General features: G+C 72.0%; 19 protein-coding genes and 1 riboswitch. Of the genes, 10 read left to right on the top strand and 9 right to left on the bottom strand.

The window, feature by feature from the left end; translation table 11 throughout:
* Positions 1-16: 16 nt before the first annotated feature.
* Positions 17-2,083: an ABC transporter ATP-binding protein gene (locus tag GJQ66_RS11360; protein WP_155049476.1), complete on the bottom strand. Its 2,067-nt coding sequence runs from the start codon at positions 2,081-2,083 to the stop codon at positions 17-19.
* On the bottom strand, positions 2,080-3,822 hold the full coding sequence (locus tag GJQ66_RS11355; RefSeq protein WP_368732917.1) for an ABC transporter ATP-binding protein: 1,743 nt from the start codon (positions 3,820-3,822) through the stop codon (positions 2,080-2,082). The genes GJQ66_RS11360 and GJQ66_RS11355 overlap by 4 nt, the downstream gene beginning before the upstream one ends.
* A gap of 87 nt (positions 3,823-3,909) precedes the next feature.
* Here GJQ66_RS11355 and GJQ66_RS11350 point away from each other — a divergent pair, with 87 nt between their 5' ends.
* Positions 3,910-5,019, top strand: coding sequence for a histidinol-phosphate transaminase (locus tag GJQ66_RS11350; protein ID WP_155049475.1), 1,110 nt, complete (start codon positions 3,910-3,912; stop codon positions 5,017-5,019).
* A gap of 15 nt (positions 5,020-5,034) precedes the next feature.
* Here GJQ66_RS11350 and GJQ66_RS15210 read toward each other — a convergent pair whose 3' ends face one another.
* The gene (locus GJQ66_RS15210; protein ID WP_155049474.1) at positions 5,035-7,056 is read right to left on the bottom strand and encodes a hypothetical protein; all 2,022 of its coding nucleotides are present in this window, start codon (positions 7,054-7,056) and stop codon (positions 5,035-5,037) included.
* Between the two features lie 158 nt (positions 7,057-7,214).
* Positions 7,215-7,324: riboswitch (TPP riboswitch) on the top strand.
* Here GJQ66_RS15210 and GJQ66_RS11340 point away from each other — a divergent pair.
* The 3 genes from GJQ66_RS11340 (at position 7,317) to GJQ66_RS11330 (ending at position 10,083) form a co-directional block, all read left to right on the top strand.
* The gene (locus tag GJQ66_RS11340; RefSeq protein WP_155049473.1) at positions 7,317-7,943 is read left to right on the top strand and encodes an ECF transporter S component; all 627 of its coding nucleotides are present in this window, start codon (positions 7,317-7,319) and stop codon (positions 7,941-7,943) included. It overlaps the preceding riboswitch by 8 nt.
* Positions 7,940-9,304: an ABC transporter ATP-binding protein gene (locus GJQ66_RS11335; protein ID WP_368732916.1), complete on the top strand. Its 1,365-nt coding sequence runs from the start codon at positions 7,940-7,942 to the stop codon at positions 9,302-9,304. Before GJQ66_RS11340 ends, GJQ66_RS11335 begins: the two co-directional genes overlap by 4 nt.
* A complete protein-coding gene (locus GJQ66_RS11330; protein ID WP_368732915.1) occupies positions 9,301-10,083 on the top strand; it encodes an energy-coupling factor transporter transmembrane protein EcfT in 783 nt (260 codons plus the stop codon). Before GJQ66_RS11335 ends, GJQ66_RS11330 begins: the two co-directional genes overlap by 4 nt.
* Before the next feature lie 7 nt (positions 10,084-10,090).
* On the opposite strand, the gene GJQ66_RS11325 is transcribed toward GJQ66_RS11330, so the two are convergent.
* Positions 10,091-11,044, bottom strand: a complete 954-nt coding sequence (locus GJQ66_RS11325; RefSeq protein ID WP_155049472.1) for a TIGR03617 family F420-dependent LLM class oxidoreductase — start codon at positions 11,042-11,044, stop codon at positions 10,091-10,093.
* A 431-nt stretch (positions 11,045-11,475) separates the two neighbouring features.
* On the opposite strand from GJQ66_RS11325, the gene rlmN reads away from it, so the two are divergent.
* The 4 genes from rlmN (at position 11,476) to GJQ66_RS11305 (ending at position 16,863) form a co-directional block, all read left to right on the top strand.
* The gene (rlmN, locus tag GJQ66_RS11320; RefSeq protein WP_155049471.1) at positions 11,476-12,726 is read left to right on the top strand and encodes a 23S rRNA (adenine(2503)-C(2))-methyltransferase RlmN; all 1,251 of its coding nucleotides are present in this window, start codon (positions 11,476-11,478) and stop codon (positions 12,724-12,726) included.
* 139 nt (positions 12,727-12,865) lie between these two features.
* Positions 12,866-14,290, top strand: a complete 1,425-nt coding sequence (locus GJQ66_RS11315; protein WP_368732914.1) for an MFS transporter — start codon at positions 12,866-12,868, stop codon at positions 14,288-14,290.
* A gap of 4 nt (positions 14,291-14,294) precedes the next feature.
* Positions 14,295-15,326 carry a LacI family DNA-binding transcriptional regulator gene (locus GJQ66_RS11310; RefSeq protein WP_155049470.1) on the top strand — a complete coding sequence of 344 codons (1,032 nt, stop codon included), beginning with the start codon at positions 14,295-14,297 and terminating at the stop codon, positions 15,324-15,326.
* Positions 15,327-15,357: 31 nt separating this feature from the next.
* The gene (locus GJQ66_RS11305; RefSeq protein ID WP_155049469.1) at positions 15,358-16,863 is read left to right on the top strand and encodes a sulfatase; all 1,506 of its coding nucleotides are present in this window, start codon (positions 15,358-15,360) and stop codon (positions 16,861-16,863) included.
* 55 nt (positions 16,864-16,918) lie between these two features.
* On the opposite strand, the gene GJQ66_RS11300 is transcribed toward GJQ66_RS11305, so the two are convergent.
* From GJQ66_RS11300 to GJQ66_RS11280, 5 genes are all read right to left on the bottom strand, one after another.
* A complete protein-coding gene (locus tag GJQ66_RS11300) occupies positions 16,919-17,830 on the bottom strand; it encodes a cytochrome b/b6 domain-containing protein (protein ID WP_368732913.1) in 912 nt (303 codons plus the stop codon).
* A gap of 114 nt (positions 17,831-17,944) precedes the next feature.
* Positions 17,945-20,287 (bottom strand): choice-of-anchor I family protein, encoded by a 2,343-nt coding sequence (locus tag GJQ66_RS11295; protein WP_155049468.1) that lies wholly within the window; start codon positions 20,285-20,287, stop codon positions 17,945-17,947.
* A 113-nt stretch (positions 20,288-20,400) separates the two neighbouring features.
* On the bottom strand, positions 20,401-22,704 hold the full coding sequence (locus GJQ66_RS11290) for a bifunctional UDP-sugar hydrolase/5'-nucleotidase (RefSeq protein ID WP_230379544.1): 2,304 nt from the start codon (positions 22,702-22,704) through the stop codon (positions 20,401-20,403).
* Positions 22,705-22,884: 180 nt separating this feature from the next.
* On the bottom strand, positions 22,885-23,646 hold the full coding sequence (cofE, locus tag GJQ66_RS11285; protein WP_155049467.1) for a coenzyme F420-0:L-glutamate ligase: 762 nt from the start codon (positions 23,644-23,646) through the stop codon (positions 22,885-22,887).
* Positions 23,646-24,152 carry a GNAT family N-acetyltransferase gene (locus GJQ66_RS11280; RefSeq protein WP_155049466.1) on the bottom strand — a complete coding sequence of 169 codons (507 nt, stop codon included), beginning with the start codon at positions 24,150-24,152 and terminating at the stop codon, positions 23,646-23,648. Before GJQ66_RS11280 ends, cofE begins: the two co-directional genes overlap by 1 nt.
* A 201-nt stretch (positions 24,153-24,353) precedes the next feature.
* Here GJQ66_RS11280 and ddaH point away from each other — a divergent pair, with 201 nt between their 5' ends.
* Complete coding sequence (gene ddaH, locus GJQ66_RS11275; protein ID WP_155049465.1) at positions 24,354-25,223, top strand: dimethylargininase; 870 nt, start codon at positions 24,354-24,356, stop codon at positions 25,221-25,223.
* On the top strand, positions 25,220-26,401 hold the full coding sequence (rocD, locus tag GJQ66_RS11270) for an ornithine--oxo-acid transaminase (protein WP_368732912.1): 1,182 nt from the start codon (positions 25,220-25,222) through the stop codon (positions 26,399-26,401). Before ddaH ends, rocD begins: the two co-directional genes overlap by 4 nt.
* Positions 26,402-26,474 lie beyond the last annotated feature (73 nt).

Raw genomic sequence — 26,474 nt, 5'->3', positions numbered from 1 at the left:
CGAGGCTAGCACGCGCCTACCCGTCGGCGGCGGGCGGGCCGCCCACCACGGGCACCTCGGCGGTGCCGAGGGATTCCTCGATCGCCGCGACCTCGTCGACGTCGACCGCCGCGTGCTCGAACTGGCTCTGGTAGAGCCGCCAGTACGCGCCGCGGCCCTGGATGAGCGCGTCGTGCGTGCCTTGCTCGACGATGCGGCCCTTCTCCATCACGAGGATGAGGTCGGCGTCGCGGATGGTCGAGAGGCGGTGCGCGATGACGAACGAGGTGCGGCCCTCGCGCAGCGCCGCCATCGCCTTCTGCAGCAGGAGCTCCGTGCGCGTGTCGACCGAGCTGGTCGCCTCGTCGAGGATGAGCACCTGCGGGCGCCTTACGAAGGCGCGGGCGATCGTCACGAGCTGCCGCTCGCCGGCCGAGAGGTTCGCGGCCTCCTCCTCCAGCACGGTGTCGTAGCCGTCCGGCAGCGAGTGCACGAATCGGTCGACGTACGTGGCCTCGGCCGCGCGGCGCACCTCGTCGTCGGTCGCGTCCGCGTTGCCGTACCGGATGTTCTCGCGGATGGATCCGGAAAACAGCCAGGGATCCTGCAGGACCATGCCCGTGCGCCCGCGCAGGTCGCCGCGGGTCATCTGGGCGACGTCCTGGCCGTCGAGGCGAATGGCCCCGCCGCGCGCCTCGTAGAAGCGCATGAGGAGGTTCACGAGCGTCGTCTTGCCGGCGCCGGTGGGCCCGACGATCGCGACGGTGTGGCCCGGCTCGACGCGGAAGGACAGGTCCTCGATGAGCGGCTGATCGTCGGAGTACGAGAACGTGACGCCGTCGAAGGAGATCACGCCCGCGCCGTCCGCCGGCGCCGTCGGGGCGTCGTCGCGATCCGGCTCCTCCTCGTCCTCGTCCAGCAGCTCGAAGACCCGCTCGGCCGACGCGGTGCCCGACTGGACGACGGGCAGCATGCCGCCGAGCTCGGTGAGCGGCTGCGTGAACTGCTGGGAGTACTGCACGAAGGCTTGGACGTCGCCGATGCGGATCTGCCCGTTCGCGACCATGATCCCGCCGAGCACCGCGATGCCCGCGTAGGTGAGGTAACCGACGAACTGCATCGACGGCATCATCACGCCGGAGAGGAATTGCGCCTGGAACGAGGCGCCGAACAGCTCCTCGTTCTCCTCGTCGAACGCCTCGGCGACGGCCTTCTCGCGGCCGTAGACCTTCACGAGCGCGTGGCCCGAGAAGGACTCCTCGACCCGCGAGTTCAGGCGCCCGACCTTGCGCCACTGCGCCTGGAACGCCTTCTGCGACTTCGGACCGATGACGCCCATGATGATCGCGATGAGCGGCAGGGACACGAGCGCGACGAGCGCGAGCTGCCACGAGATCGAGAACATCATCCCGATGACGCCGACGACCATGAGCAGCGATGTGATCGCGCCCGACAGCGACTGCTGCAGCGTCTGGGTCATGTTGTCGACGTCGTTGGTGACGCGGCTGATCAGCTCGCCGCGCTGCACGCGGTCAAAGTAGCTCAGCGGCAGGCGGTGGATCTTCGCCTCGATGTCCTCGCGGACGCGCCACATCGTGCGCACCATGACGACGTTGATGATGTAGCCCTGGAGCCACTGCAGCAGCGCGGAGACGACATAGATCGACAGCGCCCACACGACGACCGTGCGCAGCTGCGCGAAGTCCACCCCGTCGCCCGGGGAGAAGTTCTGCATCGCGGCGACCATGTTCGCGAAGTCGTCCTGCCCCGACGCCTCCAGTGCGGCCACGACCTCGGCCTGGCTCATGCCCTCGAACCCGGACCCCAGCATCTGGGACATCACGCCCTCGAAGACGATGTTCGTGGCCTCGCCGAGCACGCGCGGGCCCGCCACCGAGAGAACGACGCCGAGCGCGCCGAGGAGGGTCGCGAACCCGAACACCCAGGCGTACGGGCGCAGGAGGCCAATGAAGCGTCGGAAGCTCGGCCAGAAGTTCTGGGGCTTGCCGCCCATCGCGCCCGGCTCGTTCGCGCCCGCGGCCGCGATCGCCTCGTGCGTCTGGCGCTCCTCCTCGCGGTCCGGGGTCTGGACGTCGCCGCTCATGCGTGCACCTCGCTCTCGTCCGCGCCGCGCTGGGAGGCGACGATCTCGCGGTAGGTCTCGCTCGTCTCGAGGAGCTCCTCGTGGGATCCGACCCCGGCCATGCGGCCGTCGTCGAGGACGACGATGCGGTCGGCATCGGTGATCGTCGAGACGCGCTGCGCGACGACGATCTTCGTCACCTCCGGCAGCTCGCGCCAAAGCGCCTGGCGCAGCCGCGCGTCGGTCGTGAGGTCGAGCGCGGAGAACGAGTCGTCGAAGACGAGGATGTCGGGCTGGTGCACGATCGCGCGGGCGATCGCGAGGCGCTGGCGCTGGCCGCCCGAGACGTTCGTGCCGCCCTGGGCGATCGCCGTGTCGAGGCCGTCGGGCTTGTCGCGCACGAAGTCGGCCGCCTGCGCGATCTCGAGGGCGCGCCACAGCTCGTCGTCCGTGGCGTCCTCGCGGCCGAAGCGGAGGTTCGTCGCGATCGTGCCGCTGAAAAGGAACGGCCGCTGCGGCACGAGCCCGATGCCCCGCCAGAGCGTGTCGAGGTCGGCCTCCGTCACGTCGACGCCCTGCGCGCGGACCGTGCCCGCCGTCGCGTCGAACAGGCGGGGGATGAGGGAGATGAGCGTCGACTTGCCGGCGCCCGTCGAGCCGATGATCGCGACCGTCTCGCCCGGATCCGCGCGGAAGGTGATGCCCGAGAGCACCGGCGCCTCGGCGCCCGGATAGGTGAAGCCCACGTCGCGGAACTCGGCCGCGCCGAGCCGCGGCATCTCGGCCACGGGGTGCGCCGGGGGCACGAGCGTTGTCTCGCTCGCGAGCACCTCGCCGATGCGCTCGGCCGAGACCGAGGCGCGGGGGATCATGATCGCCATGAAGCTCGCCATCATGACGCCGCCGAGGATCTGCCCGACGTACTGCATGAACGCGAACAGCGTGCCGATCTGCGTGTTTCCGGCGTCGACCTCGATGCCGCCGAACCACACGACTGCGACGATCGTGACGTTCAGCACGAGCATGACGAGCGGGAACATGAGCACGAAGAGCGACCCGACCTTGCGGCCGACGACCATGATGTCGGTGTTCGCGAGGCGGAAGCGGTCCTCCTCGATCCGCTCGCGGACGAACGCGCGCACGACGCGCACGCCCGTGAGCTGCTCGCGCATGATGCGGTTCACGGCGTCGAGGCGGGTCTGGTAGCTCCGGAACAGCGGCACCATGCGGCTGATGATGAGCCCCGCGAGCGCCAGGAGGACGGGGATGGACACCGCGAGGATCCAGCTGAGGCCCACGTCCTGCCGGACGGCCATAATGATGCCGCCGATCGCCATCATGGGCGCCATGACGAGCATCGTCGCGCTCATCATCGCGAGCATCTGCACCTGCTGGACGTCGTTCGTGTTGCGCGTGATGAGCGACCCCGCGCCGAACGACGAGACCTCGCGCTCGCTGAAACCCGAGACCTTGCGGAAGACGTCGCGCCGGATGTCGCGGCCGAGGCCCATGGCCGCGCGCGCGGCGCAGAGCGTCGCGACGATCGCCGCGAGGATCTGCCCGAGGGCGACGAGGAGCATCCACAGGCCCGTGCGGACGATATAGCCCACGTCTCCGCTCGCGACGCCGTTGTCGATGATGTCGGCGTTGAGGGTCGGGAGGAAGAGCGCCGCGAGCGCGGAGCACAGCTGGAAGACGAGCACGCCCACCAGGAGGAGGCGATACCGCGCGAGGTATCGCGTGAGGATTTTCCGGAGCACGGATAGAGCACACCACACCCCACCGACATCGGGAAGCCCGCGCGCGGCTGCGCCGCCCTGTCCCGCGCGAGTGGGGAGAATGGATCCATGCCGATCCGCTTCCGCGCCGCCCACGATCAGATCCCGACGTTCGCGCGCGCGGACCTGCCGGAAGACCTCGTGCGGGCGTGCTTCAACGAGCCGCACGTCCCGCCGCTCCCGGGCCTGGAGGAGGCGATCCGCGCCGAGATCCCGCGCCTGAACGAGTACGGATCCGCCCTCGACGCGGCGCGCGCCGCGGTCGGCCGCGCGCACGGCCGCGCCCCCGAGGAGGTGCTGTTCGGCTCCGGCAGCATGGACCTCATCCGCGCGCTCGTGGGCGCCGTGTGCGAGCCGGGCGACGAGGTGCTCTTCAGCTGGCCCACCTTCGAGGGGTACGTCTCCGCGTGCCACACGCACGGGGCGACGCCGGTGACGGTGCCGGCGACGCCGGACGGCGCGCCCGACGTGGCGGCGCTCGCCGCGGCCCTCACCCCGCGCACCCGCGTCGTCATCGTCGCGACGCCGGACAACCCCTCGGGGCGCGCGCTGACGGGGGAGGAGCTGGAGCGGCTCGCGGCGGCGATCCCCGGCGACGTCGTGCTCGCCCTCGACGAGGCCTACAGCGACTTCGCGACGAGCCCGCGCGCCCGCTTCGGCGCTCCGGTGTTCGGCGACGCGATCGCCCTGCCGGACGGCGCGGTCGTCCTACGGACCCTTTCAAAGGCCGCGGGGCTTGCGAGCCTCCGCGTCGGGTACGCGCTCGGCCGCCCGGAGGTCATCGCGGGGCTCGCGAAGATGCGCACGGAGAACGGGGTCGACCGGCTCGCGATCGCCGCCGCCGCGTTCTGCTTCTCCGACGCCGGGCTCGACGCGATCGACGAGCGGGTCGCCTGGATCGTCGCCGAGCGCCAGCGCATCGAGCGCACGCTTCGCGACCGGATGGAGCGCGCGGAGGCCGAGGGCGAGCCGTCGATCCCGGTCCCGCACTCGGACGGCAACTTCGTGTGGCTCCCGGTGGGCGAGCGCGCCGAGGAGCTCGCGACGGAGCTGCGGACGACTGCGCGGATCCTCGCCCGGGCGTTCCCGGGGCTCGGCGTGCGGTACACGGTCGTCGAGGCGGAGCACAACGACCGCTTCATCGACGCCGTCAGCGCGTGGGCGACGACGCAGCGATAGCCGCGCGGGAGGGCGTCAGTCGCCGATGCCCAGGAGCTCGAGCGGGTGCGTCAGCCGCCACTCGAGGCTGGGGCGCGGCAGGTCGCCCGTCGTGACGAGGATCACCTCGTCGCTGTCGAGCGCGCCCGACACCGTGGCCGTGCCGACCTCGTCGCCGGCGTCGTCGCCGATCTCGATCGTGTAGTCGCTCGAGATCTCGCCGAGCTCGGAGTTCCAGAGCGTGAGCTGGGCCGCGCCGTCCGTGACGATGTCGGTCGTCCCGCCCCAGGGCGTGGTCGCGGTGGCGACGACCGTGCCCGCCGGCAGCGCCTCCGCGGGCTGCAGGGCCGCCGTCGCGGCCGCGAGCAGGTCGCGGCTCACCTGCGCCTGCGCGTCCGAGTCGAGCTGGCCCATGACCGCGGCGTATACGCGGATCGGCTCCTCGCCGCCCGTGTCCACGTCTTTCGCGGTCGTGAGGTTGTAGGTGACGACGTTCCACTCGTCGAGGTGGCCCGTCTTGATCCCCACGATCCCGTCCTCCGAGATCAGCGGGTTGGAGTTTTCCACGATGCCCGCGCCCGGCAGCTCCACGATCTCCTGGGCGACGATCTCCGCCACGACGGGGTTCGCGAGCGCCAGCTCGGACACGCGCACCATCGAGGTCGGCGTCGACCGGTTGTCGACGCCGATTCCCGTGGCGTCGACGACGACCGTGTCCGTGATCCCGTTGTCCTGCAACCAGGCGATCGCGTCGGTCGTGTAGGCGAGGCGGTCGCCCTCCCACAGCGCGTCGACGAGCTTATTGGCGTAGTTCCCGGCGGATCCCATGAGGATCCCCTCGAGCATCTGCCGGTACGTCAGCGTCCCGCCGATCGGCACGTCGAGCGCCGACTCGTTCTGCCAGCGCAGCGCGTCGGCCTCGATCTGGTCGAGGTATCCGAAGTCGTAGGACGGGCCGTCCTCGCCCGCCTCGAGCGGCTGCCGGTCGAGAAGCACCATGACCGTGATGACCTTCGTCAGGCTCGCCATGGGCGCGGCGGTCTCGGCCACGCCCGTCTCGGACGAGCTGAGGATCTCGCCCGTGCCCGCGACCGAGACGGCCGCCTGGCCGTTGGTGGGCCACGGGAGGTTCGCGCTGGCACCGACGGGGGTGTCGACCTCGACGGCCGAGACGGTGGGCGAGACGTTGTCGAGCGGCCAGACGGCGAAGGCGACGACGTACGCGACCGCGAGGATGATCGCCGTCACGATCGGGGCGAGGACCGCGCCGGCCCAGCGGCGCCGGCGCTTCTCGGGAACGAGGTCGGCCTGCAGCCCGACGAGCGGGGACTGCCCCGTCGCGACGCTCTCCGCGGTGAGCCAGGCGAGCGCCTGCTCGGCCTGGTTGTCGGCGTCGTGGGGAACATACGCCGTGCGCACGCGCGGATCGGGTGCGTCGGGTGCGGCCACGACGGTCTCCTCGGGAGTCGGCTCGGCGGGCGGGCGCACGATCTCGCCCGGGGCATCGGCGTGGGCGGCCGCGGCGGCGCCGGCGGCGGCCGCGAGGGCGGGGGCCGCGGCCGGGGGCTCGGCCGCCGCGTCGTCCCACTCGTCCGAGGCCGGGTCCGTCATGAGCTCGGCGTCGACCTCGTCCGACTCGTCGGCCGGGGTCTCCTCGAGCGACGGCGGCGCGGGCAGCGAGATCGGCCCCGACATCGGGGCGGGCTCGGCGGGCACGACCTGGCCGTCGGAGATGACGGGCAGCGACTGCGTGGCGGTGCCGAGCAGCTGCTGGAGGTCTTCCTCGGGCGTCTCGCTGCGGCGCCGGAACCCGCGGAACATCTCCGCGATGATGCGCACCGAGTCGGTCTGCGGCTCGGGCTCGTCGACGAACGCGACCGCCGCGTCCGGTTCCGTGGCGCCCGGGGCGTCGGCGGGCGGATCCGCGGGGGCCTCGGGCATCGCGAACAGCCCCGTGATCGTGGGGACGGGCTCCGTGGGGGGCGCGTGCCCCTCCTGCGGCGCGGCGTCCGAGGGGGTGCCCTCGTCGCCGCGGGGGCGCCCATCGTCAGTGCTCACGTAGGTCAACTTACGTGATCGCTCTCGCGGATCCCCGCAGATCGGCCCGGCGAAACCTCACGATCGCATTTCGGAACGCAGGTGGCGTGGCCCCGGCCCGCGTGCCTATACTCCCAGGCGCCGAGGAAATCACCTCGATCGTTCCCGCCGCGTCGCGGGGCGACAACCACGGGAGTCCGAGAAGCCGGGCTGAGAGGGCGCGAGCCGCGCGCCGACCGTCGAACCTGATCCGGATCATGCCGGCGCAGGAAGGGAGAAACATGAGCGCTTCCGCGCGCACTCATTCCGCTCAGACCACCGGGGGAGCCCGGCTCCGCTGGCGGGTCGTCGACATCGTCGTGGCCAGCGTCATCGCCGTGGCGTGCTCCGTCGTGTTCCTCGTCTGGAACGTCGGCTACGAGCTGCCGGGGAGCGTGCTCGGCGCGATCGCCCCGGGCCTCGGCGGGCTCATGGCGGGCCCGTGGCTCATCGCGGGCGTCATCGGCGGTCTCGTCGTGCGCCGCCCCGGCGCGGCCGTCTACACCGAGGTCGTCGCCGCCGTCATCTCGGCGCTCGTCGGCAACCAGTGGGCCGCCCTCACGATCGTCTCCGGCGTCGTGCAGGGGCTCGGCGCCGAGATCGTCCTCGCGCTGTTCCTGTACCGCCGGTTCGGGCCCGTCGTGGCCGTCCTCGCGGGCGCGCTCGCGGGCCTCGCGTGCGGCATCAACGACCGCGTGCTCTGGTACGCGGGGGCCGACGCGGCGTTCACCACGATCTACATCGCCTCGACGACGCTCTCCGGCGCGGTCATCGCCGGCCTCGGCGGCTGGCTCGTCGTCCGAGGGCTCGCCGCCACGGGCGCGCTCGGCCGCTTCGCCGCGGGTCGCACGTCCGCATCGCGCGTGTGACCGGCGCGCGGGTCGACGCCCGGGCGTGGGGGTGGCGCTATGCGTCGCGCCTCGCCTGGGCGGCGCGCGGCCTCGACCTCGCGGTCGAGCCGGGCGAGCGGATCCTCCTGTCTGGGCTCTCCGGGTCCGGCAAGTCCACCCTCCTGCACGCCCTCGCCGGCGTGCTGGGCGGCGCCGACGAGGGCGAGGAGGAGGGCCAGCTCGCGGTCGACGGCGCGGATCCGCGCGCGATCCGGGGGCGCGCCGGGCTCGTGTTGCAGGATCCGGACACGCAGGCCGTCATGCACCGCGTCGGCGACGACGTCGCCTTCGGGTGCGAGAACCTCGGCGTGCCGCGCGCGGAGACCTGGCGCCGCGTGCGGGAGGCGCTGGCGCTCGTCGGCCTCGACGTCGGCCTCGACCACTCCACCTCCGCGCTCTCGGGCGGCCAGAAGCAGCGCCTGGCGCTCGCCGGGGCGCTGGCGATGCGGCCGGGCCTGCTGCTCCTCGACGAGCCGACCGCGAACCTCGACCCGGACGGCGTCGGCGAGGTGCGCGACGCCGTTCGGAGGGTCGCGGACGAGACGGGCGCCACGCTCGTGATCGTCGAGCACCGCGCCGACGTGTGGCGCGGCGTCATCGACCGCGAGGTCCGGCTCGGCGACGCCGCCCCGGACGCCGCCGGGTTCGACGCGGGGGCGCCGCTCGCGCGCCCAGGCGAGACGCTGCTGGCGGCGGAGGGCCTCCGGGTCGGCCGCACCCGCGGCGTCGCCGTCGCGGGTCCCGTCGATCTCGAGATCCGCGCGGGCGAGGTCACGGGCATCACGGGGCCGAACGGTGCGGGGAAGTCGACGCTCGGGCGCACGCTCGCCGGCCTGCTGCCCGCCGTGGGCGGATCCGTCGTGGCGTCCGACGCGCTGCGGGGCGGCGCCGGAGCGGATCCGTTCCGCTGGTCCTCCCGCCAGCTCCTCACCCGCATCGGCACGGTGCTGCAGTCGCCCGACCACCAGCTGCTCGCGCGGACCGTCCGCGGCGAGCTCGAGGTCGGGCCCCGGGCGCTGAGGCTCTCCGCCGACGAGGTCGCCGCGCGCTCGGACGACCTGCTCGCCCGGATGCGGCTCGACCGGCTGTCCCGGGCCCACCCGCACACGCTGTCGGGCGGCGAGAAGCGCCGGCTGACGGTCGCCGCGATGCTCGCGACCCGCCCGCGCGTGTGCGTGCTCGACGAGCCGACCTTCGGGCAAGATCCGCGCACGTGGCGCGAGATGGTGGACGTCATCGGCGCCCTCGCCCGGGCCGGGTCCGCCGTCGTCGCGATCACGCACGACCGCGACCTGCTCCGCGCGACCGGCGCCCGCGAGATCGCGCTGGAGGCCGCGTGATCCCCGACCTCGGCGCCGCCACCGGGCCGCTGTCCCGCATCAACCCCGTCGCGAAGCTCGCCGCCGCGCTCCTCATCGCCCTCCCGCTCGTCGTCACGATCGACGTCGTATCGGGCCTCACGGCGCTCGTGCTCGAGCTGCCCCTCCTGTTCGCGAGCGGGCTGTCGGCGCGGTCTTTCTGGATCCGCACGCTCCCGGTCTGGATCGCGGCCCCGCTCGCGGCGCTGACGATCGCGCTCTACGGCGCGCCGTCGGGCGAGACGCACGTGCGGTGGCTCCTCGTCCACGTCACGGACGGATCCCTCGAGCTGGCGGTCGCCACGCTGTTCCGCGTGCTCGCGATCGCGCTTCCCGGCATCGTCCTGTTCGCCGGCGTCGACCCGACCGACCTCGCCGACGGGCTTGCGCAGCGCGCGCGCCTGCCCGCCCGGTTCGTGCTGGGGGCCCTCGGGGGCATGCGCCTCGTCGGGCTGCTCGTGAGCGACTGGCGCGAGCTCGAGACCGCGCGCCGCGCCCGCGGCGTCGCCGACACCGGGCGGATCCGCCGCCTCGTGGGGATGGCGTTCTCGCTCGTCGTGCTCGCCATCCGGCGCGGCACGCACCTGGCCACCGCGATGGAGGCGCGGGCGTTCGGGGCCGACACCCCGCGCACCTGGGCGCGCGACAGCCCGTGGGGCGGCCGCGAGTGGGCGCTCGTGGCGGCCGGTCTCGCGATCAGCGGCATCGCCCTCGCCGTGACGACGGCGACGGGTTACCTCAACGTCGTTTTGGGCGGCTGAGGGCGCCTCACCCGAGCGCGACGGACGCGCGGTCGGCGAGGGATCCGAACCGAGCCTCGACGGATCCGCGCACCTCGCCCGGGGCGCACGCGATCGCGAACTCGGCCATCATGTCATCGGTGACGAGGGCGCCCATGCGCTCCCACTCGCCGCGGCGGCTCGCGGCGTGGAGGGCGTCGGCGGCGTCTTCCCAGCCGTGGAGCTCCATGACGGGGCGGTAGGACGGCGTCGACGCGTAAAACGCGATCTGCGAGCGCACCGCCCGCTCGGCGGCCGCGCGCTCGACGTCGCCTTGCCCCGTCACGACGAAGGGGGACACGACGACGTCGGTCCGCGCGCGCCCGGAGCGCTCGCGACCCTGCGCCAGCGCGGGGAGGCTGACCTGCGCGAGGTAGGCGGGCGTCGTGAACGCGTGCGCGATGAACCCGTCGGCGGCCTCGCCCGCGAGCGCCGTCATCGCGGGGCCCACCGCGGCGAGCCAGATGTCCGGCGGGCCGAAGGGGTTCGGGCCAGGGCTAAACATCGGCGTCATGAGCGTGTGTCGGTAGTGCTCGCCCCGCACGTCGAGCGCGCCGCCCGTATCCCACGCCGTCCAGATCGCGCGCACGGCGGCGATGAACTCGCGCATTCGCGGCGCGGGCGCCGACCACGGCATCGAGAAGCGCTTCTCGATGTGCGGGCGCACCTGGGATCCGAGCCCCAGGGCGAAGCGCCCCTCGGCCGCGAGCTGCACGTCGTTCGCCGCCTGCGCGACCGTCATGGGGTTGCGCGCGAAGGCGACGGCGATCGAGGTGGCGACGTGGATCCGACGGGTCGCGGCCGCCGCGAGCGCGCACGCCACGAGGGGGTCGTGCGCGAGCTCGGGTACCTGGATCCCGTCGTAGCCGTCGGCCTCGGCCAGGCGGGCGGAGTCGGTCACCACGCGGGGCGAGGCGTCGCGGACGGCGATGTCGATGCGCATGGGCCCCAGTCTGGCCGAGCACCTCACGCACGACGCGCGCGTTGTCCGGCCCGCACAAGGCGGATCGCACAACGCGCGCGTCGGGATGTGGCAGGGCTCAGCCCGAGCAGACCTCGGCGAACTCCGTCGCCGCGTCCTGCAGCCCGGTCTGCGCCTCGGTCATGAGGGTCCCCGGGACTGGGGGTGAAGAGTCCGGCCGGGCTCCCCCACGGGCCGGCCGGACACTCTCACGCTAGGCCCCCGTGCCCGCGCGTGCCATGGGGAGATCTCCCCTCGTCCCCCTTTTGGGGGACAGCGGGGCGCGGGCCCGGATCCGCCGCCCGGTGTTCCGGATCCGCCGCGGGATTCGTGGCGCGTCCCCGCGGCACGAGCGGGCCGGAATCGCGCGCGCGACCAGCGGATTCGCACCTGGGCGCCCTACCCTGGGGAGTATGACCGAGACCCCCGAGCGCCCGGATACCGCCTCCGTCGCGTCCACCGTTCGCCAGGTGAAGCCGCGCGCCGAGGGCTGGGAGCAGCGCAAGGACGCCGCGGGGCGGCCGCTTTTGCAGTTCGCGAGCCCCAAGCGGGGCAAGCCGCCCGTGCACCTCGCCGACCTCACGCCCGACGAGCGCGTGGCGAAGGCGAAGGAGCTGGGCCTGCCGGGCTTCCGCGCGAAGCAGCTGGCGAAGCACTACTTCGACCACTACACGCGTGACCCGGAGCGCATGACGGACCTCCCGAAGGAGGGTCGCGCCGATCTCGTGGCCGGAATGCTCCCGACGCTCCTGACCGAGGTGCGCCGCCTGCAGACCGACGGCGGCGACACGATCAAGTTCCTCTGGAAGCTGCACGATGGCGCGCTCGTCGAGTCGGTGCTGATGCGTTATCCGGGCCGGATCACCCTCTGCGTGAGCTCGCAGGCCGGCTGCGGCATGAACTGCCCGTTCTGCGCCACGGGCCAGAACGGCCTGACGCGCAACATGTCGGCCGCCGAGATCGTCGACCAGGTCGTGCGGGCCAACGAGGTCATCGCGAACGGCGAGCTGGGCGGCAAGCGCCAGGACGATAACAGCGCCGAGCGCGTGAGCAACATCGTGTTCATGGGGATGGGCGAGCCGCTCGCGAACTACAACCGCGTCATGCAGGCCGTGCGCACGATGGTCGACAAGAAGCAGGGCCTCGGCATGAGCGCCCGCGGCATCACGATCTCGACCGTGGGCCTAGCGCCCGCGATCCGCAAGCTGACGGACGAGGACCTGCCCGTCACGTTCGCCCTCTCGCTTCACGCCCCCGACGACGAGCTGCGCGACGAGATGATCCCCGTGAACTCGCGCTGGAAGGTCGAGGAGGTGCTCGACGCGGCCCGCGGCTACTTCGATCGCACCGGCCGGCGCGTCTCGATCGAGTACGCGCTCATCCGCGACATGAACGACCACCCGTGGCGCGCGCAGCTGCTCGCGGACAAGCTCAACGAGCGCGGCCGCGGCTGGGTGCATGTCAACCCGATCCCGCTGAACCCGACGCCCGGATCCGTCTGGGACGCATCTACGCGCGCGGCGCAGAACGAGTTCGTGCGGATCCTCAACGACGCCGGCGTGCCGACGACGATCCGCGATACCCGCGGCAAGGAGATCGACGGCGCCTGCGGCCAGCTCGTCGTGACGGAAGAGGACGAGCGGGCGGCCGCGACGCCGGCGTAGAACGCGCCCCCGTGTGGCCCCGTCGCGACGTTGCGCGACGGGGCCACACGTGTTCAAACATGTGAAATCTCGCTTCAAACGATTGAACTCCGTAGCGTTGCGTCGACGTCGATGTCGACGCGCTCAACGAGGAGGAATCGTGGCAAGAACACTGGATCGAACGCTGACCGAGGCGCTCGGGACCGCGCGGCCGTTCGGCTGGCGCGACCGCGTCGGCTATCTCTTCGGCGACCTGGGGAACGATTTCCTGTTCCTTCTCGCGTCGTCGTACCTCATGATCTACTTCACCGACGTCGCCGGCCTGCAGGCCGCGCACGTCGGGATCCTGTTCCTCGTCACGCGCCTCGTCGACGCATTCACCGACGTCGGGTGGGGGCGGTTCCTCGACTCCCACCGCCCGTCCCCGAAGGGGCGCTTCCGCCCCTGGGTCATCCGCGCCGCGCTCCCGCTCGCCGTGATGAGCGCGCTCATGTATGTGCCCTTCGTCGCGGACTGGGCGTACGGTGCGAAGCTCGCGTACGCCGTCGTGACCTACGTGCTGTGGGGATCCGTGTTCTACACGATGGTCAACATCTCCTACGGATCGCTGGCGTCGGTCATCACGCCGGACCCGGGTCAGCGCTCCTCGCTGTCCGTGTTCCGCGGCGTGGGCGCGAACGTCGCCGGCATCTTCGTCGCGCTCGTGCCGCCGCTCGTCATCTACTCGACGGTCGACGGCGTCTCGACGGTCGACCCGACGGGATTCATCGCCATCGGCATCGCGTTCTCGGTCGGCGCGCTCCTCTTCTACTCGCTCTGCTACGGCCTCACGAGCGAGCGCGTGAAGGCGCCGGCGCGCGAGCGCCAGAGCTTCGGGCGGCTCCTGCGCTCGCTCGTGACGAACCGCGCGCTCATCGCGCTCATGGGATCCAACCTGATCCTCATGCTCGCCGGTCTGCTCGTGAACACGATGGCCGCGTACCTGTGGGTGACGTACTTCAACAACGGCGCGCTCTCGGGGCCGGCGCAGCTCGCGAGTTACCTTCCGGGGCTCATCCTCGCGCCGTTCGCCGCCTCGATCGCTCGCCGCTTCGGCAAGCGCGAATTCATCGCGGGCATGATGCTCATGAGCGCCGCGGTCTTCTTCCTGCTGTGGATCCTGCACGTCGAGTCGCCGTGGGTCTTCATCGTCCTCATGAACGTCGCGGGCTTCGGCGTGGGCACGTACAACCTGCTCGTGTGGGCCGTCATCGCCGACGTGGCGGACTTCGAGGAGGTCCGCACGGGCGAGCGCGACGACGGCACGATCTACGCGATCAACACGTGGGCCCGCAAGCTGGGCTTCGCGCTCGCCGGCGGCGCGGGCGGCATCGCCCTCGGCATCGTCGGCTACCAGGAAGGCGGCGTGCAGCAGACGCCCGAGACGATCGACGGGATCTACACGATCGCGACGCTCGTGCCCGCCGCGCTCTACGCGGTCGCCGCCGTGCTGCTGCTCACGTGGTATCCCCTCAGCCGCCGCCGCGTCGAGGCGAACGTCCAGACGCTGCGCGCGCGCCACGCGGGGGAGACCGCCGAGGATTGATGTCATGAACAGGCCCACCCTCCGCGACGTCGCCGAGCGCGCCGGCGTCTCCGTCTCCGCCGTCTCCTACGCCCTCAACGAGAACAGCACGTTCCCGCTGGCGGAGAAGACGCGGGCGCGGATCCGCCGGGTCGCGCGGGAGATCGGGTACGTCCCGAACTCCCTCGCCCGCTCGCTGAAGAACCGCACGGCGCGCCTCGTCGGGGTCATCCTCGACAAGCCGCTCGCGAACCCGCGGTACGCGGCGATCGTCGAGGGGCTGTCGCGCGGTGCCGCGGAGGAGGGCTTTCAGGTCGTGCTGCTGACGTCACGGGACCACGGATCCGGCGTCGACGCCGTGCGCGGCGGGCAGCTCGACGGGCTCGTGTTTATCGGCCACGACGACCACGTCGTACCCGAGGCGCTCGCCGCGGCCGTGGCCGAACACGCGATCCCCTTCGGCGCGATCGACTGCGGCCGCGCCGACGCCGCCCCGCCGTACACGGCGGTGGACCTCGACTACGCGGCGGGCGTCGACCTCGTCGTCGAGAGGCTCGCCGCCGACGGGATCCGCGCCGTGACCTACGTCCGCCCCGACCTGCTCTCGCACGCGGAGCGCGTGCGCGAGCAGGCCATGCTCGACGCGCTCACCGGCCGCCCGGAGATGTCGCTCAGCGTGCTGCAGACGGGCGTGACCGCCGAGCGGCTCGGCGGGTTCGAGCGCACGGGCGACTACGCCGCCTACCGGGCAGAGCTTGGCGCGCGGCTGGCCGCCGCGCTCGAGCGCGTGAGCACGCCGCCCGCGCAGACAGCCTTCGTGTGCTCCTGGGGATCCGACGTCGAGACCGTGCTCGCCACGGTGCGGCGACAGGACCCCGGCTACCGCGTCGCCGGGCTGAATCGCGGGGCGCTCGAGCCCGCGCAGTGGCCCGGGCTCATCCACGCCGAGATGCCGCTCGGCGAGGCCGGGCGCGCGTGCGCCGCCGCCGTCGTGCGCACCGCCCGCGACAACGCCCCCGCCGTCCACCAGATGCTTCCGCCCGCCCTCGTGGGCTGACGGATCCGCCTCCCACCGCAAAGGAGCCCTGATGCCTCGACCGAACATCATCTTCATCATGTCCGACGATCACGCTGCCCACGCCATCTCGGCGTACGGCAGCCGCGTGAACCGGACGCCGCACCTCGACCGGATCGCGGAGGAGGGCGTGCGCATGGACGCCGTCTTCTGCACGAACTCGATCTGCAGCCCGTCGCGCGCGTCGATCCTCACGGGCACCTACAGCCACGTCAACGGAGTCTCGTCGATCTGGACGGAGATGGACTACCGCGTCCCGACCTTCATCGACGTGCTGCACGAGCGCGGGTACCGCACGGGCATGTTCGGCAAGTGGCACCTCGGCGAGCACGGCCAGTCCCTGCCGCGCGGCTTCGACGCGTGGAAGATCTTCCCCGGGCAGGGCGACTACGTCGACCCGGAGATGATCGACGCCGACGGCGCCCACGTCGTGCCGGGCTACGCGACCGACATCGTCACCGACCTCGCGCTCGACTGGATCGACGACGTCGCCGACGAGCCCTTCGTCGCGATGGTCCACCACAAGGCGCCGCACCGCCCGTGGGTGCCGGACGAGAAACACAAGCACCTCTACGCCGACGGCACGATCCCCGAGCCCGAGACGTTCTTCGACGACTACGAGACGCGCAGCCGCGCCGTGCGGAGCGTCCACATGACGATCGCGGACGACATGGGCGCGGACGACCTCAAGCAGGAGGTGCCCGAGCACCTCCGCGGCGAGGAAAACCGCCACGCGCGCATGAGCTGGAAGTACCAGATCTACATGCGCGACTACCTGCAGACCGTGCAGTCCATCGACGACAACGTCGGCCGCCTCCTCGACCACCTCGAGGAGAAGGGGCTGGCCGAGAACACGCTCGTCGTCTACACGTCCGACCAGGGCTTCTTCCTCGGAGACCACGGCTGGTTCGACAAGCGCCTGATGTTCGACCAGTCGCTGCAGATGCCGATGCTCATCCGCTGGCCCGCCGAGATCGCGGCCGGATCCCGGTGCGAGGGGATCATCACGAACGTCGACTTCGCGGCCACGTTCCTCGACATCGCCGGGGTCGACGCCGACGAGGCGATGCCGACGTCGCAGGGCCGCAGCTTCCGCGCGCTCCTGCGCGGCGAGGAGGTCGAGGACTGGCCCGACGCCGCCTACTACCGGTACTGGGAGCACGACGACCCGATCCACGCGGCGCCCGCGCACTACGGGATCCGCACCGCCCGCCACAAGCTCATCTACTACTACGGCGCGGGACTGGGTGTGCCGGGGGCGTCGGACGCCGAGTTCGAGCCCGAGTGGGAGCTGTACGATCTCGCGGCCGACCCGACCGAGGTGCGCAACGTCGCGGACGACCCCGCGTACGCCGATATCCGCGCGGACCTCGAGGCCAAGCTCGCGGCGTACCAGGCGCGCTACGACGACGAGCCGTACCGCGGCCCGGGCACCCCGGCGCCCGAGTGGGGGCCGTACGACGCCGAGCTGTTCGAGCGCGTGCAGGAATATGTGACGAACATCCGCGCCACGAGCTGAGCGCGGTGGTCGAAGGGGCGGGCGGCGCGGGGGCGCCGCCCGCCCCTTTCGTCGTTCAGCGCTTCATGAGGCGCACGTCGCCGAACCAGGCCGCGGGCTTCGCGATCCAGTCGTCGCGCCGGGCGGCCCGCCAGCCGAAGACCATGAGGACGACCGTGGCGGCGAAGATCCCGAAGCCGAGGCCGCTCACCTCGTCCGTGCCGGCGTACATGTGGCCGAGGTTTCGGAGCGCCCCGGTCGCGAACACGAGCCCCACGTGCACGATCACGAACGCGACGAAGAACAGCATCGTCGGGTAGTGCAGCGCCTTCGCGGTGCGCTCGGGGAGGATCCGCTGCCACGCCTCGCCCTTCGGGAAGAAGGCGCTCAGGCGATAACCCGTGATCGCGGCGACGGGCGCCGCGAGGAACGTGATCGCGAAGTAGCTCAGCTGCTGGAGGGCGTTGTAGTTCGCCCAGCTGTCCTCGACCGGCCAGTCGAGCGAGACGTACTGCACGAGCGCCGAGAGGGCGTTCGGAAACACGTCGAGGCTCGTCGGGACGATGCGCACCCAGTGGCCGCTCGCGAAGAGGAGCACCACGAAGACGACCCCGTTGACGAGCCACAGGACGTCGACGGCGACGTGCCCCCACAGGGCGAGCGACATGCGGCGCTTCTTCACGCGCCGGGAGGACCACAGGCCCCCCGCGCGCTTCTCGGTGCGCACCCGGATCCCCGTGCGCACGATGAGCACGAAGAAGAACCCGTTCAGGAAGTGCGTCCACGACACGAACGCGGGGATCCCCTCCGCCGTGTCCGCTGGGAGCGGTGCGGCGCCGGGGTACGCGGCGAGGAACGCCTGGAGGGGATCGGTTGCGATCACGGCGCGGACGGCGAACACGAGGCACCAGGCTGCGAGGACGAGCGCGGCGACGCCGAACGCGCCGGCGGCGACCTGGATCCATGTCGGGCGAGGGCGTGGGCTCACCCCATCATTCTCGCCGATGCGACCCCGCCGCGCCGATTCCATGTGACCGGGTGTGACGGGACGCCGCCGGCCCCCGTCGCCCGGGTGGGCGGCGGGGGCCGGCGGGTGTGGGTGTTACGCCCGGCGGGTGCGGGCGGTGAGCAGGATGCCCGCCGCGATGAGGGCGGCCGCGGCGAGGCCGAGGCCCCAGCCGAGCGTGCCGGTCATCTCGCCGCCGGTGGCGAGGAGGTCGCCGCCGGTGATCTCGATCGTGGTCCAGCCAACGAGGGTGCCGTCGGCGTCGTAGACCGCGAGGCGGTGGGTGCCGGCGGGTGCGTCAGCGGGGATCGTGACCGAGATGGTGCTGTCGGCCGAGACCTGCTGGGTGCCGAGGCTCACCGGGGTGGAGAACATGAAGGTCTCGACGGTGCCGGTGACCGACTCGGGCAGGACGATCGTGATCTCGGCGCCGGGGGTGGCGCTGCCGGGGGCGGCGATGAGGTTCTCGGTGTCGTCCGTGAGGTCGGACTCGTCCGGGGTGACGGTCGCGTCGTCCGAGCCGGTGCCCGCGTCGTCCGAACCGGCGTCGGCGGATCCGTCGGAGTCGTCGGCCGCCCCGTCGGAGGCGTCCGATCCGTCGGAGCCCGCGTCGGCGGATCCGTCGGAGCCACCCTCAGCGGAGCCGTCCGAGCCGCTGTCGGCGGAGCCGTCCGAGCCCGCCTCCGAACCGTCGCCCGGCTCGGTCGGGTCGACGATCGTGGCGCCGTCGAGCGCGTAGAGCGTCGTCGTGCCCGAGACCTCGTTGCCGACGGCGACCATGGGGATGCCCGTGGGGGAGTCGGCGGCCGCGATGAAGTCGAGGCCCTCCGGTCCGAGGTCGCCGACGCTGTTCACGAGCGCCGCGAGCTCCTCGGATCCCGCGCCCGCGTCCTCGAGGTCCTCGTACGCGTCGCCGAGGCTGGTCTCGAACTCGCGGTTGTTGATGTAGGACGAGTAGGTCGGCGCGGCCGGGTCGGTGATGTCGTAGACGACGACGCCCGAGAGGCGCTCGAAGCCGATGAAGGCGTAGGTGCGGCCGTCGACCTCTCCGATGGTGAGGTTCTCGGGCTCGACGCCCTTGGCGTCGCTGCGGCTCTCGGCCTCGTTGTCGTCGTGACCGGAGTTGAAGACCAGGTCGGTGGTCTCGCTCAGGCGGGCCGTGAGCTCCTCGAACTGCGCGCCGGAGTCGAACACGAGCTCGCCCGAGGTCGTGTAGATCGAGAAGGAGCGCGCGCCGTACGCGTAGAGCTCGCTGTAGCAGCCGCGCTCCGCGTCGAAGCCCATCGCCGTCGAGACCTCGAGGCGGCCGAGCTGCGCGTCGTCGTCGTAGGCCGCGAGCTCCTCGCACAGCGGGCCCTGGCTGTCGGGGGCGTCCTCGGGCTTGTCGAGGTCCTTGATCCGCGCGGGCTCGACATAGTCGCCCCACTCGCGCGCGTCGCCCTCGTTGGCGGTGACGAGGTAGGTCTCGCCGCCGACGGAGTACGACGAGATGCCGTCGGGCATCGGGACGCCGTACAGGCCCGGGTAGGTCGCGATGTTGATCTCGGGGGCGTCCTCCGGGTCGCGGTCGGACGCGTCGAGGGGCACCGTGCCGCGGTCGACGAAGCCGAGGCCCCACACGTCGGTGACCGTGGCGGTGGCGAGGTCGACGACCGCGATCGCGTTCGCCTCCTGGAGCGCGGCGTAGGCGGTGTCGCCGACGACCGTGATGTACTCGGGCTCCCAGTTCGTCGAACGCGGCAGCTCGGGGTTCAGGATCGGGCCGAACGCATCGCGGACGCTGTCGTCGAGTACGGCGTCCTCGAAGGCGTGGAAGTCGGCCGTCGCCACGTCCTCCTGGGCGGGCGCCGCGATCGTGTCGGGCAGCGCAACGACGCCGACGGATCCCTCGGGGTCCACCGTGAAGTCGTCGTTCGGCTCGCCCTCGTTCGCGACGACCGCGTAGTCGCCTTCGGGCGAGATCGTCACCATGTCGGGAAGCGAGCCGACCTGGACGGATCCGAGCACGACGGGCGCGTCGGCGTTCGCGTCGAAGAAGAGGAGGGATCCCGGGGCGGTCTTGTCCGAGGCGTTTTCCATGGCGACGACGCCGAGACCGTCCGCGCGAATCGCGACCGAGTTCGCCACGGCGTTCGTCGACTCGACCTGGAACAGCTCGGTCATGTGCGCGGGGTCGGACATGTCGATGACCGACACGGATCCGGCGGCCGCGTTGATCGAGAACAGTCGATCGCCGTGGGCCTGCACGATCTCGCTCGCGCCCTTGTCGAACAGCCCGGTCTCGAAGGTGCCGGCGACGGAGAGCGAGAAGGGGGCGCCGTCGGCGACGTCGACGATGGGATCGATGTCGCCCGGCTGCGCGGCAAGCGCCGCGACAGGGGACAGGGCGAGGGCGCACGCGGCGCCCGAAGCCAGGAGAAGGCGGGGGAGTCGGGACATGACTCCTGGTCTATGGGGCGCCGGTGTGCGGCCGGTGAATCCCGGGTGAACGCCCGGGGACGCCGCCGGCCCCCGTCGCCCGGGTGGGCGGCGGGGGCCGGTGGGTGTGGGTGTTACGCCCGGCGGGTGCGGGCGGTGAGCAGGATGCCCGCCGCGATGAGGGCGGCCGCGGCGAGGCCGAGGCCCCAGCCGAGCGTGCCGGTCATCTCGCCGCCGGTGGCGAGGAGGTCGCCGCCGGTGATCTCGATCGTGGTCCAGCCAACGAGGGTGCCGTCGGCGTCGTAGACCGCGAGGCGGTGGGTGCCGGCGGGGGCGTCAGCGGGGATCGTGACCGAGATGGTGCTGTCGGCCGAGACCTGCTGGGTGCCGAGGCTCACCGGGGTGGAGAACATGAAGGTCTCGACGGTGCCGGTGACCGACTCGGGCAGGACGATCGTGATCTCGGCGCCGGGGGTGGCGCTGCCGGGGGCGGCGATGAGGTTCTCGGTGTCGTCCGTGAGGTCGGACTCGTCCGGGGTGACGGTCGCGTCGTCCGAGCCGGTGCCCGCGTCGTCCGAACCGGCGTCGGCGGATCCGTCGGAGTCGTCGGCCGCCCCGTCGGAGGCGTCCGATCCGTCGGAGCCCGCGTCGGCGGATCCGTCGGAGCCACCCTCAGCGGAGCCGTCCGAGCCGCTGTCGGCGGAGCCGTCCGAGCCCGCCTCCGAACCGTCGCCCGGCTCGGTCGGGTCCTCGACCGCGATCGCGCGGCCGAGCGGGGCCGGGTCGACGGCGCCGGAGGTGGCGAAGAAGTCGACCGTCGCGGAGAGGTCGATGAGGCCCGTGTCCCGGTAGGGCGCGTTGGTGAAGGCCGTGAAGCCGTCGCCGCCCGCGGCGATGAACGAGTTCGTCGTGACCGTGTAGGTCTCGTCCGCGAGGACCGGCTCGCCGTTCAGCGTCATCGACACGACGTGCTCGCCGGCGGCGGCGTCGTCGATGTACTCGTAGGAGAAGCCCTCCGAGATGCCGAGGTGCAGCTTCGGGCGGTCGTTGCCGGGCTGCCACTGCTCCTCGAGCATCTGCTCGATGTCGGCGCCCGTCAGCTCGCTCGTCGTGAGCGTGTTCGCGAACGGCTGCACGGCGGCGGCCTCGGCGTAGGTCACGACGCCGTCGCCCTCGCCGACCTCACTCGAGGCGAAGAGGAGGTCGTCGCGCAGGCCGCCGGGGTTCATGACCGCGATGTCGGCGGGCTCGCCGCCGTAGTTCGCGTACTCGGTCGTCGACCACAGGTAGACGTCGGCGACGAGGTTGCCCATCGTCGACTCGACGCCGCGGTCGGCGCCCGCAGGCTCGCCGCCGCGGAGGATGTCGGCCGTGATCTCGCCGACGGGCTCGTTGCCCTGCACGGCGGCGAACTCGACCGCCGCGTTCACGATCTCGAGGATGTCCTCGGCCTCGCCGTTGATGGGCGCGCCGCCCTCGTCCGTGAGCGACACGAGCGAGCCGCCGATGGAGACGAGCTCCTTCGTCGCGGAGTCGACCGAGAGGTCGAGCTGCGCGAGCGTCGAGCCGTAGTCGTTCGCCTGGAGCACGGGGCGGCCGCCGATCGTGCAGGGGTAGCCCTGGTGGGTGTGGCCCGAGAGGATCGCGTCGATCTCGGGCGAGGCATCGCGCACGAGGTCGCCGAACTCGGTCTCCTCGGCGGCGATCTCCTCGCAGGTGGAGGAGTCGGATCCGCTGACCTCGGCGCCCGAGTGCGTCAGGAGGATCGTGACGTCGACCTGGTCGTCGATCTCGGCGGCGACGCGGTTGGCGGCCTCGACCTGGTCGCCGAAGTCGATCTGGCTGATGCCGGCGGGCGACACGAGGGTCTCGGTCGTCGAGGTGATCGTGCCGATGAAGCCGATCTTGACGCCGTCGACGTCCTTGATCGTGTACTCCTGCAGCGCCGGCTCGGTCGTGCCCGCGTCGTAGACGTTGGCGCCGAGCGTCAGGTCGGCGCCGAGGCCCTCGATGCCGCTGGCGTCGTCGTAGTAGGGCTGGACGCGGTCCGTGAGGTCGGCGAAGCCCTGGTCGAACTCGTGGTTGCCGACGACGCCGACGTCGAGACCGCCCTTCGCGAGCGCGTCCATCGTCGGCTCGTCCTGCTGGATGAACGACGTGAAGGTCGAGGCGCCGATGTTGTCGCCCGCCGAGACGAAGAGCGTGTTCGGGTTGGCGGCCTCGTAGGCGCGAACCGTGGCGACGAGGCCCGCGGCACCCGCGAGGCCGTTGTAGTCGTCGGCCTCGATGCGGCCGTGGAAGTCGTTGATTCCGAGGATCTGAATGTCGGTCGTCTCGGGCTCCTCGGCCGCGACGGCGACCTGGGGCATGAGCAACAGCGAACCGGCGGTCGCGAGAGCCGCGCCGGCGCCGATGCCGCGTGTCAGGGGTGAACGCATGGTCATCCTTTGCTGTGGGCAGGGGACACCCCACGCGGGCGGCGGGGCACGGTGTCCGTTTTAACGGGCGCAGGTTTCGCCACGCCCGCCCAGCACGTGAACGGCTCGTGAACGCTTCGTCCGTGCCGCCACCGTATCCGGGTCCGCGCGCCCGGGGGAAGAGAGGCGGATCCGCCCGGGTCAGCGCGCGACGGAGGCGACGCCGTCGGCGAAGGCCTCGTCGTAGCCCTTACGGAACATGTCGGTGGGGCCCGTGCGAGGAATCGTGCGCGCCCCCGGCAGGTCGAGGCCGCCCACGAGGTCGGCGCGCCCGCGCACGACCGCGACGGGTCGGCCCGTCGCCTTGCCCTTGACGAGTTCCGCCGCCGAGCAGATTTCGTCGGCAACGCAGGGCAGCGTGACCGACAGCGGGCGGCCCTGGGTGTCGACGAATCCGCGCAGGTCCTCGAACACGTGCACGCCGGCGGCGCCGATCGCCTGGTCGACCTGGCCGTCGCGCCAGGCGCGGCCGAGCGTGTCGCTCACGAGCACCCCGACATCGACGCCGAAGCGCGCGCGGAGGGCGGTCGCCAGGTCGCGGGCGGAGCGGTCGGGATCCTCGGGGAGCAGCAGCACCGTCCCCTCCGGCGTGTTCGAGGCGTCGACCCCGGCGGCCGCGGACACGATGCCGAGGCGGTTCTCGACGATGCGCGTCGTGTGCCCCGTGGCGGGGCTCGTGCGGCTCGCGACGACGCGGACGGTCTCCGCCGTGATGGCGTCCTCGCGGTCGTCGGCGACGACGAAGCGCCCCTCGGCCTTCGAGACGATCTTGCTCGTGACGACGACGATGTCGCCCGCGGAAAGGCCCTCCGGATCCGCCGCGAGCGCGTCGCCGACGACGAGGGCGAGGTCGGTCCCGGCCGCGATCTCGCCGATCCCCGCCGGCGCCCACGCCGCGAGCATCAGCGGCGGAAGCGCGTCTCGGTGAGTGTCTCGCCGAGGAAGGGCTCGGTGCGCGTCTCGCCGTCGAAGACGAACCCGCGCTTGGTGTAGAACTGCTCGCCGCCGGGGTAGTTCTCGGCGATCCAGCCGTAGAGCGGCTCGCCCTCGTCGACGACGGCGTCGAAGAGCTGGCGGCCGATGCCCTTGCGGTGCCACGTGTCGAGCAGGAAGACGAAGTAGAGCTCGCGCGCGGCCGGGGCGTCCTCGTCGCGCGCGGGGCCGGAGGCCGCGAACCCGACGATCTCGCCGTCGACGAGGGCGGCGGCGTGCTTGTGCTCGGGCCCGCGGGAGGCGTAGTTGCTCCAGAGATCCGCCAGTCGCTTGGGCGAGACGGCCTTGAGCGCGGCCTCCGAGATCATGCCGTCGTAGGTCTCGTGCCACACCTGGGCGTGCACGCGCCCCATGGCCTCCGCGTCGGCGTCGCGGATGGGGCGGATCAGAACGTCGAGATGCGTCTCGGTGGTCATGGCTGGAGCATATGTCCCGGGCCCCGCCCGCGCGAATCCGCGTGCGGGCGTATGGGTTGCGAGGGGAGGGGCGTTTCCGCGCGCGGATCGCGGGGCGGGCGTGCGATGATGCTGTCGGCGTGCTCGTGCGTAGGTGTTGAGTTGCTCCGCCGGGCCACATAGGACAGCGTCCGCCGCTTGTTTCACGACGAGGAGCGTCAAATGTCCCAGACCGTTTCTGCACCCGCCGAGGCCCCGGACCGCACGCAGCGGATCCGCCGGTACCTCATGTGCCGCCCCGAGTTCTTCACGGTGTCGTACTCGATCAACCCGTGGATGGAGCCCGCCCACCCGACGGACACGGCGCGCGCCGTGGCCCAGTGGCAGACGCTCTACGACACGTACGTCGCGCTCGGCCACAAGGTCGAGCTCATCGACCCGCAGCCGGGGCTTCCCGACATGGTCTACACGGCCAACGGTGGGTTCATGGTGGACGGGGTCGCGTACCCGCCGAAGTTCCGCCACGCCGAGCGGCAGGGCGAGGAACCGTGGTTCACCGAGTGGTTCCGCGCGAACGGCTTCGAGGTCGCCGGGCCGGAGTTCACGAACGAGGGCGAGGGCGACTTCCTCCTCGCGGGCGACGTGATCCTCGCGGGCCGCGGCTTCCGCTCCACCGACGACAGCCACGGCGAGCTCGCTCGCATCTTCGGGCGCGAGGTCGTCTCGCTGACGCTCGTGGATCCGCGGTTCTATCACCTCGACACGGCGCTCAGCGTGCTGGATCCGGAGGTCGCGCCGGGACAGACGCCCACGATCGCGTACCTCCCCGGCGCGTTCGACGACGCCAGCCGACTCATCCTCGAGGAGCGCTTCCCCGACGCGATCCGCGTCTCGGACGCAGACGGCGCGGTCTTCGGGCTGAACTCGGCGAGCGACGGCAAGAACGTCTTCATCTCGCCGCGCGCGACGGGGTTCGAGGCCCAGCTGCGCGAGCGCGGCTACACGCCCGTGCTGATCGACCTGTCGGAGCTGCTCCTCGGCGGCGGCGGCATCAAGTGCTGCACGCTCGAGCTGCGCGGGGGCGCGAAGTGAGCGCCGCCGAGCCGCACGTCGCGCGCAACTATGCGCCGCTCGCCGTGACGATCGCCTCCGGCGAGGGGGCCTGGGTGACGGATCCCGACGGCCGCCGCTACCTCGACATGCTCGCGGGGTATTCGGCGCTGAACTTCGGCCACCGCAACCCGACGCTCGTGCGGGCGGCGACCGAGCAGCTCGGTCGCGCGACCCTCACGAGCCGCGCCTTCCGCAGCGATCAGCTCGAGCCGTTCGCGGCCGCGCTCGCCGCGCTGTGCGACAAGGACCTCGTCCTGCCGATGAACACGGGCGCGGAGGCGGTCGAGACGGGCATCAAGGTGGCCCGAGCGTGGGGCTACCGGGTGAAGGGGATCCCCGCGGACCGCGCGAAGATCGTCGTCGCGGCCGGCAACTTCCACGGCCGGACGACGACGATTGTGAGCTTCAGCGACGACCCCGACGCGCGCGACGGCTTCGGCCCGTTCACCCCCGGCTTCGTCACGGTGCCGTTCGGCGACCCCGACGCGCTCGCCGCGGCGATCGACGACGAGACGGCCGCGGTCCTGATCGAGCCGATCCAGGGCGAGGCGGGCGTCGTGATCCCGCCGGAGGGATACCTCGCGCGCGTGCGGGAGATCACCGCCGAGCGCGGCGTGCTGTTCATCGCGGACGAGATCCAGTCCGGCCTCGGCCGCGTGGGCGAGACGTTCGCGTGCGCGCGGGAGGGCGTCGTTCCCGACGTGTACCTCCTCGGCAAGGCGCTCGGCGGCGGCATCGTGCCAGTGTCCGCGGTGGTGGGGGACGAGGACGTGCTCGGCGTCATCGGCCCGGGGCAGCACGGATCCACCTTCGGCGGCAACCCGCTCGCCGCCGCCGTCGGCCACGCCGTGGTGGACATGCTCGCCACGGGCGAGTGGCAGGAGCGCGCCCGCCTCCTCGGCGCGCACCTCGAGAAGCTGCTCGAGCCGCTCGTCGGCCACGGCATCACGGGGGTCCGCGTCGCGGGACTCTGGGCGGGAATCGACGTGGATCCGTCCGTCGGCACGGGGCGCGAGGTGTGCGAGCGACTGCTCGCGCGCGGCGTGCTCGTGAAGGACACCCATGGCCAGACCATCCGCCTCGCGCCGCCGCTGACGATCCGCGCCACCGAGCTCGATTGGGCGGTCGAGCAGCTGTCGGTGGTGCTGCGGGGCTAGGGCGTGTTGATCAAGAGGTTCAGGCTCAGGATCGGCGAGTCTCGATGGTGTGACGCGTCAGGAGATCTCGGAT

This window comes from Microbacterium sp. ZXX196 (assembly GCF_009709595.1).
In the GTDB taxonomy this organism is placed as follows: Bacteria; Actinomycetota; Actinomycetes; order Actinomycetales; family Microbacteriaceae; genus Microbacterium; species Microbacterium excoecariae.
Note: the sequence above shows the minus strand (reverse complement) of the source record. Positions and strands in the feature narration are given on the sequence as shown.

Excerpts from the sequence above, each read along its gene's own strand:
- GJQ66_RS11360 (WP_155049476.1), bottom strand. The coding sequence starts at position 2,083 with ATGAGCGGCGACGTCCAGACCCCGGACCGCGAGGAGGAGCGCCAGACG.
- GJQ66_RS11350 (WP_155049475.1), top strand. The coding sequence starts at position 3,910 with ATGCCGATCCGCTTCCGCGCCGCCCACGATCAGATCCCGACGTTCGCG.
- GJQ66_RS11340 (WP_155049473.1), top strand. The coding sequence starts at position 7,317 with ATGAGCGCTTCCGCGCGCACTCATTCCGCTCAGACCACCGGGGGAGCC.
- GJQ66_RS11325 (WP_155049472.1), bottom strand. The coding sequence starts at position 11,044 with ATGCGCATCGACATCGCCGTCCGCGACGCCTCGCCCCGCGTGGTGACC.
- rlmN (WP_155049471.1), top strand. The coding sequence starts at position 11,476 with ATGACCGAGACCCCCGAGCGCCCGGATACCGCCTCCGTCGCGTCCACC.
- GJQ66_RS11310 (WP_155049470.1), top strand. The coding sequence starts at position 14,295 with ATGAACAGGCCCACCCTCCGCGACGTCGCCGAGCGCGCCGGCGTCTCC.
- GJQ66_RS11305 (WP_155049469.1), top strand. The coding sequence starts at position 15,358 with ATGCCTCGACCGAACATCATCTTCATCATGTCCGACGATCACGCTGCC.
- GJQ66_RS11295 (WP_155049468.1), bottom strand. The coding sequence starts at position 20,287 with ATGTCCCGACTCCCCCGCCTTCTCCTGGCTTCGGGCGCCGCGTGCGCC.
- GJQ66_RS11290 (WP_230379544.1), bottom strand. The coding sequence starts at position 22,704 with ATGCGTTCACCCCTGACACGCGGCATCGGCGCCGGCGCGGCTCTCGCG.
- cofE (WP_155049467.1), bottom strand. The coding sequence starts at position 23,646 with ATGCTCGCGGCGTGGGCGCCGGCGGGGATCGGCGAGATCGCGGCCGGG.
- GJQ66_RS11280 (WP_155049466.1), bottom strand. The coding sequence starts at position 24,152 with ATGACCACCGAGACGCATCTCGACGTTCTGATCCGCCCCATCCGCGAC.
- ddaH (WP_155049465.1), top strand. The coding sequence starts at position 24,354 with ATGTCCCAGACCGTTTCTGCACCCGCCGAGGCCCCGGACCGCACGCAG.